Origin of the sequence: Nostoc sp. (genome assembly GCF_036916735.1) — a bacterium.
Taxonomy (GTDB): domain Bacteria; phylum Cyanobacteriota; class Cyanobacteriia; order Cyanobacteriales; family Nostocaceae; genus Nostoc.
Map to the genome: position 1 here is coordinate 20431 of NZ_JBALFV010000074.1, position 17925 is coordinate 38355.

Here is a 17925-nt window from a genome sequence, read left to right on the forward strand (position 1 = left end):
GTTACTCCAAGACATTTTCATGCCCCATATTTGTTATTCTCAATTACTGCGTTATGGCATTGCTGTATTAATTGTCGCATTTGCATTAGTACTGATGTTGATGCTAGACCCCTGGTTAAGCATGAGTGGAACTCCTTTCTTGCTGTTTTTTAGCGCTGTAATGGTGAGTGCTTGGTATGGTGGTTTGAAATCAGGGCTGTTAGCAATCGGCTTATCTGCGTTACTGAGTGGTTACTTCTTTCTCCCCCCAGCTTACGATCTGAGTTTTAACTTATCCAATTTTCTACAAATTGGGTTGTTTGCATTACAAGGATTGCTCTTTAGTATCCTATGTGAAGTATTAAAGACTGCTAAAAGCCAGGCTGATGGAAATCTGCAAAAGCTGAGAGTTAATGAGGAGCGATTTCAATTAGCCTTAAGTAGTTCAGATATCGTGGTCTTTCAGCATGATCGCAATTTACGATATCAGTGGATTCATAATCCTCAAGGTTTAAACATTGCTGGAGAAATGCTGGGTAAGTCTGATGATGAATTATTTCCAGCCTTAGTAGCAGAGCAATTGACGGCAATTAAGCAGAAGGTACTAGAAACTGGTGTTTCAACCCGCCAAGAGGTTTCTTTGACAATTGGTGGAGAAAACCGTTACTACGATTTGCTGGTTGAACCGTTAAAAGATGTAGACAATAGCATTCAAGGTATTACCTGTGTAGCTGTAAATATTACTGAGCGCAAGCAGGCAGAACTAGAAAAAGCCATGTTGCACCAGGAACTTCAGCAAGCAATTCAACAAAAAGACGAATCTCTGGCGTTACTCAATGCTTGGGTTACTAGTTCACCAGTAGCGCTGGCTTTTCTCGATACTCAACTTCGCTACATTCATGCCAACGAAGCGTTAGCAGCTACCAATGGTGTACCGCAAAGTCAGCATATTGGTCGCACCTTTAGGGAAGTACTACCGGAATGGGCGGCGCAATTGGAGCCTGTTTTTGAGCAAGTGATGCAAACCAGGCAGCCGTTACTTAACCAGGAAGTGAGCGGTGAAACTTATCCGCCTGGAGTATATCGTTATGGTCTTGTCAACTATTATCCGGTGTGTCTACCGGATGGGCAATTATTAGGAGTAGGCATTAGTTCAATTGATATTACTCAACTAAAGCAAACTGAGCAAGCACTGCAAGAAAGCGAAGCCAAGTTTCGCAGTGTGGTTGAGTCCAATATGATAGGTATTGGCTTCTGGAATAGAGACGGCAGGATTACAGACGCTAACGATGCCTTGCTAAATATGGTGGGTTATACCCGTGAAGAATTACTTGCCGGAACACTTCGCTGGCAAAACTTAACTCCTAAAGAATACCTACCACTCGATAAGCAAGCACTAACTCAATTTCAAGACAATTCCTTTTGCACACCCTATGAAAAAGAATATATCCGTAAAGACAGTTCACGCTTCCCGATTTTGATAGGTGGTAGCCACTTTGAAGGGACTGTAGATCGAGGAGCTTTTTTTGTTCTTGATATTACAGAGCGCAAGCAGGCTGAAGAAAGACTCCGTTATATCGCCCAAATTAGTAGTTTACTCTCTACTTCGCTAGATTATGAAGAAACTTTAGAACAAATCGCCAAAATCTCAGTTCCTCAGCTTGCTGATTGGTGTAGCGTTGATATTTTAAATGAAGATGGTTCCATTCGTCGCCTACCCATTGCCCACGCAGACTCATATAAAGCGGAGTTGGCGCGTAAACTTCGGGAGTATGCAATAGATTACAAAAGTGCAAGTGCAATTACTAGAGTACTGCAAACCGGGCAAAGCGAATTAATCTCAGAGGTATCTGACTCGCTATTAGTGGCAACTACTCAGAATCAGGAACACTTAGAACTTGTTCGGCAATTGGGAATGAAGTCTGTGATGATTGTGCCATTAATCGCACAAGGGCGAGTACTCGGTAGCATCACCTTTGTAACGACCCAATCAGACCGTCGCTACGATCGCACTGACTTAACTTTAGCAACAGATATTGCCCATCGTGCTGCCTTAGCAATGGAAAATGCCCGACTTTATCGAGATATCCACCAGGCTTTAATCCATTACGCCGAATCTCTATCTCTTCTAGATGCGCTCTTAAGTGCTGCTCCCGTTGCTGTATGCTTTTTAGATCGGGAACTGCGATATATCCGAATTAATCAAGTTTTCGCTGACATTAATGGTTTAACCATCGAAGAACATCTAGGACGCAAATTTAGGGAAGTTTTACCAGCGATGGCGGCTGAGTTGGAGCAACAGTTACAGCGCGTTTTAAATACTGGAGAACCCCTGTTGAATGTGGAAATCAGTGGTGAGACAAGGGGACAACCTAGAAGGTACGGCTGCTGGCTGGGCAACTATTACCCAGTCAACAACACAATCGGGGAAACGGTAGGAATTGGGATTATTTTGGCAGAAGTGACCGGAGAAAAGCAAACAGAAGTTGCCTTACGGGAAAGTGAAGAAAGGTTCCGGGCAATGTTCAACCAGGCAGCTGTCGGCATTAGTTTAATAGCATTAGATGGACGATTTATTCAAGTTAATCCTGCTGTGTGCGAAATTACTGGGTATAGCTATGAAGAGTTAATTCAAATGAACTTTCACGAAATTACCCACCCTGACGACTTAGAAATTGATTGGGAAAATTCTCGGCGAGTTTTAGCAAAAGAAATTAGTGGTTATTCCCTAGAGAAGCGCTACATCCGCAAAGATGGTTCCATTGTTTGGGTAAACCTAACTTCATCAGTAGTTTGGGATGATAACGGACAACCAAAGTATGCATTAGGGATTATTGAAGATATTAGCGAACGCAAACAAGTTGAAGCCACACAAAACTTTTTAGTCGAAGCCAGCACCTTACTAGCTGCTTCATTGAATTATGAAATGGCCTTGAAAAGTGTGGCTAATTTAGCAGTTCCTACCCTAGCTGACTGGTGTATTGTAGATGTTTTCCAGGAAGATTGGTCAAGTAAACAAATTGCGATCGCAATTCTTGATGCCACAAAACAAAATACTTTAGACGAAATCCGACAATGTTATCCATCCCAAAACAGAGCCAAACAGCTTGTGCAGCAGCTACGATTGGGAATCTCTATCTTTTATCCCGAATTATCTGACTCTCATCTTGTCCAGATGGCTCAAAATGAGGAACATCTGCAATTGCTGCGAAGCCTGGGTATCCGTTCTTTAATGGTGATTCCAGTTCGTTCCCGTGGGCAATTATTTGGAGCAATCTCTTTTTTCACAGCCGAGTCAGGTCGGCATTATCAACAGACAGACTTGGCTTTAGCAGAAGATATTGCTCGTCGGGCGGCCACTGCCATCGACAACGCAAGATTGTACCAGGAAACTGAACGGTCTGTCAATCGCACCATACTTTTGCAAAGAATAACTGCTGCCTTCTCGGAAGCCTTAACTCCCCAACAGGTAGCCGATGTAGTGGTGAACCAAGGCATTACCGCCTTGGAAGCTACTGGTGGTTCCGTTGTCTTACTTACTGAGGGAGGTACTACCCTAAAAGTTGTGCAAGCAATTGGCTATCCGCAAACACTTATAAATACTTGGGCAACTTTTCCCATCACAGCACCTAACCAAATAGCAGAAACAGTCAGAACCGGGCAACCGGTTTTTTTAGAAAATTTAGCAGCCATGATTGCTAGATATCCCGACTTAGCAGATGTTGTGACTGTTATAGGGAATAATGCCTGGGCTTCTATTCCCTTGGTAGCAGAAGGTAAAGTAATTGGGGCTTTGGGATTAAGCTTTACTACTGGACAAATATTTAACGAAGAAGACCAGAGATTTATGTTGACACTGGGACAACAGTGTGCCCAAGCGATCGCCCGCGCCCAACTTTACGAAGCCGAAAAAACTGCCAGGGCACAAGCCGAGACAGCCAACCGAATTAAAGATGAATTTCTCGCTGTCCTTTCTCATGAACTTAGAACTCCCCTAAATCCAATTTTAGGGTGGGCAAAGTTACTCAAAACCCGCAAGTTTGATGAAGCCACTAGAGTGCGGGCATTGGAAACAATCGAGCGTAATGCCAAATTACAAACCCAACTTATTGGAGATTTACTTGATGTTTCGCGGATTTTACAAGGTAAAATCAGGTTAAATCTTTATGCAGTGGATTTGAAAGTAGCGATCGCAGGCGCACTAGAAACGGTACGTTTAGCAGCAGAAGCCAAGTCAATTGAAATTAAAACGGTGTTAAGTAATGATATCGGCAAAGTTCTGGGTGATGGCGATCGCTTGCAACAAGTAATGTGGAATCTCCTTTCCAATGCCGTTAAATTCACACCCACAGAAGGACGAGTAGAAGTGCGTCTAGAGCAAGTTGGGTTAGAAGCTCAAATCCAGGTGATTGATACAGGTAAAGGAATCATGCTGGAATTTTTGCCCTACGTCTTTGACTACTTTCGACAAGCAGATGCCAAGACAACGAGGATATTTGGGGGACTCGGATTAGGACTGGCAATTGTGCGGCATCTATTAGAACTTCACGGTGGTACAGTTCAGGCAGAGAGTCTGGGAGAAGGACAAGGGGCTACCTTTACAGTCAGACTACCTTTGCTGAAAAATTCTGAGTTGCGAGTCAGCAGTAGTGAAGCTTCTCAAACAGAACTTAGTACTGACGACACATTACTAGCTGGAGTCAAAATCTTGCTTGTAGACGATCAAGCTGATGTGCGAGAGTTTTTTAGCTTTGCCCTAGAACAATATGGCGCAACTGTAACAGTAGCTGAGTCAGCAAGTGAAGCGCTAGAAATATTAGTGCAATCAAAGCCAGATATTCTGTTGAGCGATATTGGAATGCCTGTAATGGATGGCTATATGCTGCTACGGGAGGTAAGAAAATTACCGCTAGAACAAGGCGGGCAAATTCCTGCGATCGCATTGACAGCTTATGCTGGAGAAATTAACTACAACCAAGCAATGGCAGCAGGATTTCAAAAACACCTACCTAAACCCGTCGATCCAGTGGATTTAGCTACTGCGATCATTAATCTTATTGGGCAGAATCAACCTTGAAGCAGCCAGGAGGGCTTGTTCAAAGAAGAAGAAAAAGAGCAAATTCCAGTATCTTTCTCCCCTGCCCCCTTGTACTGAGCGCAGCGATGCACTGAGCTTGCCGAAGTGTCGAAGTATGCCCCCTGCCTCTTTCCTCAACCAATAGGCCGATTACCAGGATTTACCGCATGAATATATTCACTACCCGATTGCGGTCTTCCCCGTTTATAACAAGCTTCTTCTGGTTTACCCCATCCTAGCTGCAAAATCATTTCTAAAAAGCTAGAATTTTCCCACTTGCACAAACTTGCCCATTCTGTTATTTGAACAATTCTTTCTACATCAGATATAACAATTTGTTGGTACTGTTTATTATTATTAAAACTCAAGTATAAATCCATCCCCCTAGAGACTTCACACCAAAATTCTACGATAGAATTTTTAGCAGTTTTTAATATCTCTAAATCACTTGTAAGGGCTATTAACTCGCTGTCTACTTCGGGATAGTTCAAGTTTTTACCTTTGACTGTTACCTCCCGCCAAATAATACCTGAAACTTGATTTTCTCTCTGATATTCATGAATTGCAGCTTTGAAATCTTGATAGGCAGTGAACTGTTGCAGCCCATCAGTCATGAGAAACTGGTCAATTACAGGATTGCCAGAAACTGGTATTTCTAATTTTAAGCGTTTTCCCTTGAGGCAGGCTTGGCGTTCGGCTGCCAAAATTTGAATTAGCTCCTGGGTTGTGTAAACCTTTGACATTAGAATACACTCTAGTTAGTCATTGGGGATTGATTACGGACTATAGACTATGGATTAATTTATTGAATTGTTAACACAGATATTTCAATATTATGCTTTGACATCGACAGCAATGTAGTAACAGATATCACTAAAAATTAGGGCAGACCAATTTGGTCTACCCCATAAGCTATTTAGCTAACTCACTACTAAATTCATTAAAGGCTCGCCGTTTTAGCTGTGCTGTTTCAGTGCGTGGTAACAAATCAAATATTTTGCGAAATTCATCGTCTATCTCTTCAAAAGGTACTTGACCTTTTTTGTTTAAAACTACCTCACCTGATTTATTAAACACCACGACTTGAGGAACAGCCCCAGAATAGTAATATCCTGGTTCTGTAGGATCGTATTTCTGTTTAGGTGGGATAGCATCTACATTAATCGGCATAATCTCTGCTACACGACCATAGAATTCCTGTACCCGTGAAATGGAAATTGCATATCTTTTAGAATCGCTGCTGTCATCCAAATAAAAGGCCAAAAAAATGGGTTTATGTTCCGCTAAAGTCTGTGCCAGTGTCTGTCTGGGAGGAACCAATGAACCATTGCCAGCATAAACGACAAAAATGTTGCCATCATATAAATCATTATTAAGACCAGCAGATGCAGGTTGCATACTTATAATGAAAAGACTTGCAAGCAACAACAGGCATTTGGATACCCACCTTTGCCAACCAGTAATTTGTTTATGTAAAAAAAGAAACTTTGTGCTATTCATCAAAAGGAACCTTGCAAGCTACTACTTGTCGTGAGTTTGTGCTGAATTCGGCAAACTGGGCTGGATATGTAATTATGCCCGCGCACTACTTTTTAAGATAACGCCTACTGAGATTATCTCTTGTAAGTGAATGATGGAGATAAAGCTAATTTGCACTCTTGCTACGCCCGCTTCGCTCTAAGCGCAGCTATGCCGCAGGCTTTACGCAATGACGCTCGTACCTCGCTCTAAGCGTACCCCTGCTCTTAAGCAAGCGGGAGCAAAGCGTCTCTAAGAGTTGCTATGCCGTACCACTTGCCTAAGGCACGCTCCACGAACGTGAAAGCAAGCTACACGCAGCGTCTTTAATAGGAGAAGAGAAGGCTTTACGCTGCGTTAAGGCACTCTTCGCTAACGCAATTAAACTAAGCCACACCACTTGTAGGCGAGGTTTTGAATATGAAGCTTTTTTGATAAACGGAGTTTTGAGGTGGATGAATCCAGTTCCAAGGTGGATGAATCCAGTTCCAAGGTGGATGAACCCAGTTCTGAGGTGGATGAACCCAGTTCTGAGGTGGATGAACCCAGTTCCAAGGTGGATGAACCCAGTTCTGAGGTGGATGAACCCAGTTCCAAGGTGGATGAACCCAGTTCCAAGGTGGATGAACCCAGTTCCAAGGTGGATGAATCCAGTTCCGAGGTGGATGAATCCAGTTCCGAGGTGGATGAACTATATTCTAATTGCCCCCAGCCCCCAGCCCCTACTCCCCCTGATTTCCTGCAATTTGATTTTGAAGCTGGCTTTTTCAGCCAGGATTCGCTAAACTCACAAGATTAAATTTGCACTTTTAATTAGCAACGCCAGAAGACTAGGGTACGAATGTGGGAAACAAAATACGATTTATAGATAGGCTGCGATTGGGTTTTGCGGTGTCAGTGGCAAAAAGTGTGACGTTTATAGTGCGATCACTCCGTCTGGGTGCTGCTAGTGTATTACCAGGCTCGATTGCTCGTCGCATTGAACCCAGACTCTTACAATTATTGAGTCAGCAAGTTAAAAATGGAGTGATTTTAATTGCTGGTACTAATGGCAAAACTACTACAGCGCTGCTTTTATGCACAATACTAGAACGCAAAGGCTACCGCGTCACTCATAATTCTACAGGTGCAAATCTAGAAAATGGCTTGATGACGGCGCTGTTAGAAAGCACCAACTTACTAGGTACACTAAATACTGATTACGCCATTTTGGAAGTTGATGAAAATATTGTCCCAAGAGTATTAACGCCACTCCAGCCGCAAATTATTCTCTGTTTAAACTTGTTCCGCGACCAACTCGATAGGTACGGCGAAGTAGACACAATTAGTAAGCGTTGGACAAAAGTTATTTCTACCCTACCACCAGAAACAGTAGTAATTCCCAATGCTGACGACCCAACTTTATCTAACCTCGGTCAGCAGTTACCTCAACGGGTGTTATTCTTTGGCTTGAATGAACCAGAACATTATTTAGAAGCTATTCCTCACGCCGTTGATTCTATTTATTGTCCCAAATGTGGACATTCTCTAGATTACAAGGGTGTTTATTTGTCTCATTTAGGAGATTTTACTTGTCCCAAGTGTGGTTTTAGTAAAAGTAAACCAACTCTACAAAGTAGTGAATGGCCGCAAATTCTGGTTGGTTTGTACAACAAATATAATACTTTAGCTGCTGCTACTGCGGCTATTGAGTTAGGAGTTGATGAAGTAACAATTAGAGATACTATTAATACCTTCCAAGCTGCCTTTGGTCGTGCGGAAGATTTGGTAATTAACTGTAAACGCGTGCGGATATTATTATCAAAAAATCCTGTGGGAACGAATGAAACCATTCGCGTAGTTACTCAAAGTACAGATAAAACCACACTGCTAGTATTGAACGATCGCACGCCCGATGGTACTGATGTATCCTGGATTTGGGACGTGGATACCGAGAAATTAGTCGAACGCGGCGGGACTTTAGTAGTGAGTGGCGATCGCGTCTACGATATGGCACTACGTTTACGTTACAGCCAAAAGTCCCCTGAGAGTAACTTAAATTTGATTGTCGAAGAAGATTTACGACAAGCGATCGCAACTGCATTAGAGCATACACCAGAGAATGAAACTCTGCATATTCTGCCCACCTACTCAGCCATGCTAGAAGTGCGAGAAGTTCTGACTGGTCGGAAAATTCTTTAAATTGGGTATTGGGCATAGGATAAGAATTTTTCCCATACCCGATTCCCGATACCCTATGCCCCATTCTCCATGCCCCATTCCCCATTCCCTAAATTTATGAGTTCTCAAAATTTAGAATTAACAATAGGTTGGCTTTATCCGACGCTGATGAGTACTTATGGCGATCGCGGTAATGTAATTACTATAGAACGTCGCGCCCAGTGGCGGGGATACGATGTTAAAGTGTTACCCCTAGATCAAAATGCCACAGCCGCAGCTATTAAAACTGTAGATGTAATCGTTGGTGGTGGCGCACAAGATCGTCAACAAGAAATTGTCATGCGTGATTTGCAAGGTGCAAAAGCTGACGCCATGCGTGACAAAATCGAAAATGGAACACCAGGAGTATTTACTTGTGGTTCACCTCAATTACTAGGACATTATTATGAACCAGGCTTGGGACAAAGGATTGATGGTTTAGGAATACTCGATTTAGTTTCTGTGCATCCTGGTGAAAATACTAAGCGCTGTATTGGTAACTTGGTAATTGAAGTAACAGCCTCACGTTTAGCGCGAGATTTAAAAGAGATGACGGGTAGTACAGCATATTTGGTAGGCTTTGAAAATCACGGTGGACGCACCAAGTTGGGAAAAGTAGAAGCATTGGGGCAAGTAGTGTACGGTTTGGGAAATAATGGTGAAGATGGGACAGAAGGAGCATTTTATCAAAATGCGATCGCTACTTATTCCCACGGCCCTTTATTACCAAAAAATCCTTTTGTCGCCGATTGGTTAATTCAAACAGCATTGCGGCTAAAGTATCAGCAGGAAATTACCTTAAAACCTTTTGACGATAGCCTCGCTGCACAAGCACGAGAAGCAATGTTTAAGCGATTGAAAGTCACTTTACCAATTGCTTCGGCGACGAAAGTTTAACCTCAGCTCGCTGATTAAGCCTCTTTCCGTGTCGAGGAGAGGTTTAAAGAGGAGTCAAATTTGACCCACTTACTTAACCTGGGCTTTTGATAAAGATGACCTGCGCTCTAGAATCGTGACACCGTTTAGATTGTCTTGCAACACTACTGTCATCCAGAAGTGGTTAACGCAGAATGCCTCGATTTTTAGGCAATACAGTTCAGTTAAGCATTTTTTCTCTTCTCTCTGCTTCGCGCCAGTTGCTACCCTACGGGAACGCTAAGAGCGAACAAGAAGTCTCTTAACCGCAAGGGCGCACTGGCTTCTGTGCGCCTCTGCGGTTCGTTAAAAAAGTTGACCCTTCGGCTTACCTCAGCTTACTTCGACTACGCCCTTCGACTACGCTCAGGACAAGCTCAGTACAAGTCGCTCGGCACAAGTCGCTCAGGGTCAACACTGAGCGTTCGCGTAGCGTCTGGTAGAGAAGCCGAACTGTTGACTTTGATAAAGAGTTTTAGCCTTAGCCCAAGCGTATTGGATTTTTAGGTGCTACTCATTCGCTACTTGAAAATTACTTCTACGTCAGTTCCAACCCACCTTGATAACCGGTGACAATGCGTCCACCATCCTTGAGAATGTGGATTTCTATCTGGTCGCTAGCCCAAGTAATCTTGTCTTGAAAAGCCGGGTTTAACACCCGAACTCGTTGATTACTAGAAGAAACTGGAGAGTTGGGAGAATTAATCGCCAGAGATTGTACAAAAGGCCCGTCAATCAGGATATCAAGTTGTTCTAACAAAGCTTGAGAATCTGGCGGTGCTGATTGAGACTGTAGTTGCTTAAGAGTAAACCCAGTAAAAGACATTACATTTAATCCAACAGCTTTTACCTTACGAGCTAAAGACGCTAGTGCTGTTGCTTGCCAAAAGGGTTCTCCACCAGAGAATGTTACACCCGTATTGTGGGGATTGCTGAGAATATTCTCGGCAAGGGTATCAACAGCAATCAATTGGTTAGCCTCAAAAGACCAAGAGTTAGTATTAAAGCAGCCAGGACACTCACGAAGACAACCTTGTACCCAGATGACTGCACGAGAACCAGGCCCATTAACTTCTGACTGATCAACGTAACCCATAATGTTGAGATAGCCAGGAGGAATTTCCATGAGTGCTAGTGATGGGTCAGTTGGCTTAATTTCCATCTCTTTAACTCCTTTTAGCCGTTGCCTGTTAACCCTTAACTATAGCGAATCTCCAGTTATATAACCGTGACTAATGATTAATACTTCGGCTTACCTCGACCCTGACTATGCTTATTTCACACCGACTACTTGATGAATGCACAATAGTTATGTTCAGGAATCAGCTTGATCTTATTTGATATTGGCTCCTTTGAACGAGGTGTTTTCCTCTTTTGACATGATGTGTTTGCCCTGTGCCATGACCCAATTGTTGCAGTCGGTCTGACCAAGCCAGGTGAAAAGTTTTTTGCTCACCTAAATCCAACTGCTGCACTAAGAATTGCGGAAGCTTTTATTACCAAGAAGCCACGGGTATTGGTAAAAAATTAAAAGCGAACGCCGGGAAAAGAGCGTTCGCTTGACTATAACAGCCGAATACTATGGTTAGTTGCTTGTTATTAGCATACTATTGATCGCTTACATAATTCAAAAAACTTGCACAGCAGCATAGTTGCAATATTTCTAGAATTCTGACTCAAAAACTTGGATAACAAGATTAAACATCTCCAAAAATGAATGTAGAGACGTAGCACTGCTACGTCTCTACAAGGGATAAGACCGCACTGACTCCCTTACAGAAAATCGTTGTAGAATTTTAGATGCCAAATTTGAAGGCAATTTAGAATCATCTCCATTAGTCGTTAAGAGACTAAGCTAATGCGCGTCTAGATTGTACATTGCAATTGTTAAGATTGTCCTTTATCAATTGTGATCTGTCCTTTTAAACACAAATAACTAATACTTCGGCTATGCCCAACTTTACCAGAGGCTGCACCCTAAGCGTAGCTATGCCGTAGGCTTTACGGCTTTGCCCAACTCTACCAGAGGCTGCGCCCTAAGCGTAGCTATGCCGCAGGCTTTACGACTACCAAGAGGACAAGCTCTGGCTGAACTCAGGACAAGCTCAGGACAAGCTCAGTACAAGCGACAAATGACTAATGGCAACCTTCACGAGTAAATATACAATTTAAATGCGTAACAGCTTATTAGCTAGCTTTCATGTTTACACTAATCAGTTGTTCGAGAAGTGCAAAAACATCACTGCGGCTGAGTTTCTCTTTACCATTAGCAAGGGCGTCAAGAGTGCCATTAGCCAAGGTTAAGGGAATTTGGCAAAAATCTAAGGCTGGACCAGTAGGAAGGTTTTTGGTATAAGCGTCTGCTAGGGCTAGATTGCGCCGGGCATACTCTTGCATATTTTCTGCACTCCAACCCTCTGGGAAAAAGTCTACCCCACGTCCTAAATCTTCAGTATGATTACGCAGGATATTAACTGCTTGTAAACCCCGGCCAAACCCAATCGCCTGGGTACGGTTAGTTTGCGTTCCATCATACCAAGTCCATAAGTCCGATAGTAACAATCCGACTGCACCTGCAACCCCAAAGGTATAACGATCCAAATCAGATTCTGTATAAATTTTCCAGTTTTTTTCTGCCCAGTAAGCCATCCGGTCTGCCATTGCAGCAGTGGAATCCCAAATTCGAGGTGCAATGGTCTCAGGTGCTAGTATCGACCATTCTCTAATCCTCACTGTGACTTCTTCTAAGGTATTCTCATACCCACTAAATCCTGCAAAGAAAGCATCTACCGCGAAGCCATCAACCCCTGCCTGTAATGTCAGGCTAATCGTTCTTAACAGCTTTGCTTTAGTAGCGTTATCTAGTTCAGGATGATCTTCAATTTCATCAATGGCACGCATACACAAATATGCTGATGCTACTGCTTCTTGTAATCCTGGCGGTAAAAGACTAATTGGAATATAAAAAGTTCGGCTAGTTTCTTTGAGGATTTGCAATGCATCTCTACGTAAATTCATGTTTTCACTCCCCGATTGATTTTTGCACCACATGAAGTTTGCAGTTTTTTGATGATACTGGATATAGTTTTGACTAAACCTTAAAAACTATAGACTATAAGATACGCTAGTATTTCATCTAAAAATTAATAGTTTTTGGTGTTGCAATTAACAAAACTCTCAAATTTATCAAAGTCTAATTTAGTATATAGGGTTTTGGTCGCAAAAATCTTTAATGTGCCGTTTGATATAGCTATCATCAAGTTTTAGTGTATATATAAAGAATTATGCTAATATTTGGTTAATTAGTGCGAAATTTTTCTATGAGCAAACATTTATTGTCGGGATTTAAAAGTATTTTAAGTCTGCGTTAATTTGACTAAGAAATTATAACTACTGTATATATAAAGACAATCTAAGAGAAGCTGATAATGGATAACAGTAAGTCTAAACACCTTTAGATGCGAACGGCGGCTTGTCGAAGAGTTAGGGTAAGTTAAAATAGACATAAAGAGCTGCGATGCTTGGGTAAGGCTACGTCCAAGCTTGATGGATTACAGTAGGAACCTACTTACTGTTCAAGGTGTGTATCAAGTGACGAGAACTGAGAACAATAAGTTCCCGTATATTTACGAGATTGAAAATAAATAAAGTGGGCTGTTTGCTCACTCAATAAAACATTTATGAATATTTGACCTCTCATATCATATCCGCTTGATGGCTTATTAAACCTGAAGAACCCCATCCTGCCAAAGCTAGGCTTTCTCTCCCCTCCCCGATTGCGGGGCTACAGTGTATACACAAGTCTTTGGCAATCCAATTTAAGATTTTCGCCCAGTTTTGTACCAACTAAAAGAAGCTACAGTAAATACCTGGAAATGCTAAAGCTCAACATTTGGATAATCATGTTATTGCAATTGTCAAGATATCCTGGCATCCCATAAATATGCTTGCTGGTGATGGGGTAATTCTTCTACGCCCTGGCACTTGGTTTGCTGGTGTTGCGAACTAGGTGCTACAGTAACAATTCCCCATCCTTGGCAATGGGTAAGACATGTGGTCGTGGTTACACGTTAATTACCTCTTCATTTATATGAAGGGTTTTGAAATCTAAAGAAAGTTTCAGTTACCCTGAAGTTAGTTGCCCAGCTAGCATTGACCATCCCATAAATAGAATCGATGACTCAACAAACTTCTAGAATTTGTATCCTTGGCGGAGGCTTTGGTGGTCTCTACACAGCCTTGCGCCTGTGCCAGTTACCTTGGGAATCTACGCAAAAACCTGAAATTGTTCTGGTAGATCAAAGCGATCGCTTCCTATTCTCTCCTTTACTTTACGAATTACTCACTGGCGAACTGCAAACCTGGGAAATTGCCCCACCCTTTGAAGAACTTTTACAAGGCACAGGGGTGCGTTTTTATCAAGGGGTTGTGTCTGGAATAGACATCGACCAGCAACGAGTGAATATACATGAAGGTCCAGAAATCCCTTATGATCGCTTAGTGTTGGCGCTAGGAGGTGAAACACCGCTAGATTTAGTGCCTGGTGCAATATCCTACGCCTACCCATTCCGCACAATCTCTGATGTTTACCGTTTGGAAGAACGCCTGCGATTTTTAGAAGAATCGGATGCTGATAAAATTCGGGTGGCGATTATTGGGGCTGGGTACAGTGGTGTAGAGTTAGCCTGTAAGTTAGCCGACAGACTAGGTGAAAGAGGACGCTTTCGGATCGTTGAAATTGCTGATCAAATTTTGCGAACTTCCCCAGAGTTTAACCGGGAAGCAGCAAAGAAAGCAATAGATGCCCGTGGCGTATTTATTGATTTAGAAACCAAAGTGGAATTAATAGAGCAAAATTCCATTTCCCTAGAGTATAAAAACCAGTTAGACAAGATTCCCGTGGATTTGGTAATTTGGACTGTCGGAACCAGGGTTGCGCCCGTCGTAAAATCTCTTCCTTTCAAGCAAAACCAGCGTGGTCAAATCAATACTACATCTAGTCTGCAAGTCCTCGATCATCCAGAAATCTTTGCCTTGGGAGATTTAGCAAACTGTCATGATATTGAAGGACAGCAAGTCCCCGCTACTGCACAAGCAGCTTTCCAACAAGCTGATTATACTGCATGGAATATCTGGGCAAGTCTGACTAATCGTCCTCTCCTTCCCTTCCGCTACCAACAGTTAGGAGAAATGATGGCACTAGGCATAGACAACGCCACTCTCAGTGGTTTAGGAATTAAATTAGATGGGTCTTTGGCATACGTCGCCCGCCGGATTGCCTATTTATATAGGCTGCCAACTTTAGACCATCAGCTTAAAGTTGGTATTAATTGGTTAGTCCGTCCCATCATAGAAACACTTTCTCGCTAACTTAACGTTAGTCATTAGTCATTAGTGACTCTCTCCAATCCCCAATCTCCAGCGATGCACTGAGCTTGTCGAAGTGTCCCCAGTCCCCAATCTCCATGCCCCTAATCCCCATTCCGTGGGGGCCCCGAGTTCCCCAATCCCTAATTTAATCAAACTTTGATGCAACAACCGAAAGTTATTTTTTTAGATGCTGTGGGTACACTCTTCGATGTCAAAGGTAGTGTGGGCGAAGTTTATAGTCAGATAGCCCAAGAATTTGGCGTAACAGTTTCAGCCGAAACATTGAATACAGCATTCATCAAAAGTTTTAAAGCAGCGCCACCGCCGATATTTCCAGATGCAGAACTGCAAGATATTCCCCAGCGCGAGTTTGATTGGTGGCGGATAATTGCCCTGAACACTTTTGAAAGTGCAGGTGTTCTCAAAGGATTTTCTGACTTTTCGGCTTTTTTTAGCGAACTTTACATCCATTTTGGTACTGCTGAACCGTGGTTTGTCTATCCCGATGTTTTACCAGCTTTAATCAACTGGCGGCGGTTGGGAGTTACCTTGGGGGTGCTGTCTAATTTTGATTCTCGGCTTTACTCAGTATTGCAAAGTTTGGGATTGAGAGAGTTTTTTTCCTCCGTCACCATTTCTACCCAGGTACGTGCAGCTAAACCCGATCCGCAAATTTTTGCTATTGCTTTAAATAAACATAAATGTTCCCCAGAGGCTGCATGGCATATTGGCGATAGCATTGTAGAAGACTACCACGGAGCTAAAGCAGCTGGACTAAGAGGCGTTTGGATCAATCGTGAAAAATGAGGGAGAAACTGGTGAGGCTCTGACAGCTATCTTCAGCTTAAGCGACAAATTTTCATCAAGGAGAAAACGTACCTTTACCAAGAGTTTAGCAACTCCTGCTCACGTTGCGCCTTTATGCTCTTAACACGTTGCATCAAAAATGAAGGATTAACTGATGATTCTTGATAGCACTGTTCTTGCCAGTTGTGGATAAAATTTAAGTGGAACAGTAGGGTGTATCAGTCAACAATTTCAAGCACATTTGTTTAAAAACTGTCTGGCAATAATTGGACTCCAAAGCACAAAAAACACAACTCCAGAACCTAAAATCAAGAAGTGAATGTTGTTTGTAAGTCTTTGTTCGGTGTAGATGGAATTATTAACCTGTGTCCAGGATACTAAAGTTTTGCCCCAAACCAAAAAATCATCAATTACTAGGAATAACCCCAAAGCATAAGACTTTTCCTCACCCCATACTAGCGGTAATCCCAAAATTTCAGTGATAGCGAGCGTACTTTCAAACAACTGAGTATCTTGATAAGCATGTGCTGGAGCAATGCTGACAATTGTACTGGTCGGCCCAATGCCAAAGATAATTGGCCCAGAGTCAACATCTGCGTGGCCATCAGCGTTGACGGGATACTCCCTCACGGGAAAAAAGTTTAAGACTGAGGGAACAAACTGTTTGCGAAACTGAGCATACTGCTGTATTGCAAACTTTGAATCTAATTCTAGTAGAAACGGCAAAAGATAGACTTGACTGGTACCTCGTGCGCCAATTTTAATTTCACCAGTCACAGCATCAATTTTGTGAGGAATTAAATTTGTTTGTCGGTCAAGATGCTGGCGAGTATAGCTAACCCAACGTTGAATTACTGGCTGATAATTACTATTAAACAATTCATCGTGCAAAGCTAAAGATGCTAAAGCTACGGTTTGGTCACAAGGCCAAGCTTGTCCGGGATAAGCATCAATGGTTACAGTGGGACTTTTTGTAAACGCCTGAGCTAATTCTTGAGATTGGGCATGAAATTGAGTAATATCTTGGAGCGATCGCTCTTTTGGTGACTGAATTTTTAATAGTCCACCCAACAACCGATTACTCCAACCTAAATAAAAGACGCCATTGGCAACTTGGGTATCTGCTGTAAAAGGTGCGCGTCCTTCGGGTGTATTTACTTGAGATAAAACCCAACGTACCTCTTTAATTGCTTGTTGGCGAAGAGGTTCGGACTTGGAAGACAAAGCAACATTCACCCAACTGTAACCATAAATTATATGGCTAAAAAACCATCCTTCTGGGAAAAACGCCTGCATCGTTTTTCCTTCACCTGCATTTAACCGTCGTTTGATGTTCTTTAATTGCATTAGTGCATCAGGACTAAGTTGTCCAGGTGCATAATCTTTGGCTGACACTGTTAACAGGCAAAAATTAACTTGCAGTACAAGTAAACTTATAGCAATAGTTAACAGGACATAAGTCCAATAGCCAAATTTCTGCAATCTACTCATATTAATTATCTATAGCAATCCGATTTGATTCGGTGAATTACTCGTAGAGACTGGGGACACAACGACTAGCAGTAGTTAAATCTCGACTTGGCGGCAGTTGAATCTCGACTTGGCGGCAGTTGAGCCTAGCCGAAACTCGATTACCGCCTAGCCGAAACTCGATTATCGCGCAGTCGAAACTCAGTGCATCGTTGGGGACACAACGACAAGCGGTAGTTGAGCAAAGTCGAAACTCAGTGCATCGCTGGGAAGAAGGAATATAAGGTGTACTGAGTTTTTTTTCACGCAATCAAATATAAGTCCTATATATGCTTTGTATTTATATTATGGAAACAATTAACTATTCCAAGAGCGATCGCCTGATGAATTCCCTTGTCATCGCAAAACTTATTGACCCAAAAACTTTCTATATTCTGCTCAAATGATGAGGGATAAGGCAGATGCGGAAGAGTTACAACTTGAAGGATTAAGTTAAAAGACTCGTTCATCCACCTCAAAGACTCGTTCATCCACCTCAAAGACTCGTTCATCCACCTCAAAGACTCGTTCATCCACCTCAAAGACTCGTT

At 42.5% G+C, this 17925-nt stretch carries 12 protein-coding genes; 6 read left to right on the plus strand and 6 right to left on the minus strand.

Features of this window, described 5'->3' with window-relative positions:
- The first annotated feature begins 19 nt into the window (after nt 1-19).
- On the plus strand, nt 20-5056 hold the full coding sequence (locus V7L20_RS17835; RefSeq protein ID WP_334745369.1) for a PAS domain S-box protein: 5037 nt from the start codon (nt 20-22) through the stop codon (nt 5054-5056).
- A 134-nt stretch (nt 5057-5190) separates the two neighbouring features.
- Here V7L20_RS17835 and V7L20_RS17840 read toward each other — a convergent pair whose 3' ends face one another.
- Both V7L20_RS17840 and V7L20_RS17845 read right to left on the minus strand, forming a co-directional pair.
- Nucleotides 5191-5799, minus strand: a complete 609-nt coding sequence (locus V7L20_RS17840; protein ID WP_334745370.1) for a hypothetical protein — start codon at nt 5797-5799, stop codon at nt 5191-5193.
- A gap of 169 nt (nt 5800-5968) precedes the next feature.
- The gene (locus V7L20_RS17845; protein WP_334745371.1) at nt 5969-6556 is read right to left on the minus strand and encodes a thylakoid membrane photosystem I accumulation factor; all 588 of its coding nucleotides are present in this window, start codon (nt 6554-6556) and stop codon (nt 5969-5971) included.
- 469 nt (nt 6557-7025) lie between these two features.
- On the opposite strand from V7L20_RS17845, the gene V7L20_RS17850 reads away from it, so the two are divergent.
- The 3 genes from V7L20_RS17850 to V7L20_RS17860 all read left to right on the plus strand — a co-directional run bounded on the left by V7L20_RS17850 (nt 7026) and on the right by V7L20_RS17860 (nt 9670).
- Nucleotides 7026-7373 carry a hypothetical protein gene (locus V7L20_RS17850; RefSeq protein ID WP_334745372.1) on the plus strand — a complete coding sequence of 116 codons (348 nt, stop codon included), beginning with the start codon at nt 7026-7028 and terminating at the stop codon, nt 7371-7373.
- A 44-nt stretch (nt 7374-7417) separates the two neighbouring features.
- Complete coding sequence (locus V7L20_RS17855) at nt 7418-8755, plus strand: Mur ligase family protein (protein ID WP_334745373.1); 1338 nt, start codon at nt 7418-7420, stop codon at nt 8753-8755.
- 96 nt (nt 8756-8851) lie between these two features.
- Nucleotides 8852-9670, plus strand: coding sequence for a type 1 glutamine amidotransferase (locus tag V7L20_RS17860; RefSeq protein ID WP_334745374.1), 819 nt, complete (start codon nt 8852-8854; stop codon nt 9668-9670).
- A gap of 556 nt (nt 9671-10226) precedes the next feature.
- Here V7L20_RS17860 and V7L20_RS17865 read toward each other — a convergent pair.
- Entirely contained in the window at nt 10227-10850 is a 624-nt protein-coding gene (locus V7L20_RS17865; RefSeq protein WP_334745375.1) for a 4Fe-4S single cluster domain-containing protein, read from the minus strand.
- Between the two features lie 1025 nt (nt 10851-11875).
- Nucleotides 11876-12706, minus strand: coding sequence for a phytoene/squalene synthase family protein (locus V7L20_RS17870; RefSeq protein WP_334745376.1), 831 nt, complete (start codon nt 12704-12706; stop codon nt 11876-11878).
- A gap of 1158 nt (nt 12707-13864) precedes the next feature.
- On the opposite strand from V7L20_RS17870, the gene V7L20_RS17875 reads away from it, so the two are divergent.
- Entirely contained in the window at nt 13865-15058 is a 1194-nt protein-coding gene (locus V7L20_RS17875) for an NAD(P)/FAD-dependent oxidoreductase (protein ID WP_334745377.1), read from the plus strand.
- Between the two features lie 159 nt (nt 15059-15217).
- Nucleotides 15218-15865, plus strand: a complete 648-nt coding sequence (locus V7L20_RS17880; RefSeq protein WP_334745378.1) for an HAD-IA family hydrolase — start codon at nt 15218-15220, stop codon at nt 15863-15865.
- 231 nt (nt 15866-16096) lie between these two features.
- Here the strand turns inward: V7L20_RS17880 and V7L20_RS17885 are convergent, their stop codons facing one another.
- Both V7L20_RS17885 and V7L20_RS17890 read right to left on the minus strand, forming a co-directional pair.
- Entirely contained in the window at nt 16097-17356 is a 1260-nt protein-coding gene (locus tag V7L20_RS17885; protein ID WP_334745379.1) for a hypothetical protein, read from the minus strand.
- 37 nt (nt 17357-17393) lie between these two features.
- Complete coding sequence (locus V7L20_RS17890; protein WP_334745380.1) at nt 17394-17645, minus strand: hypothetical protein; 252 nt, start codon at nt 17643-17645, stop codon at nt 17394-17396.
- Nucleotides 17646-17925: the final 280 nt, after the last annotated feature.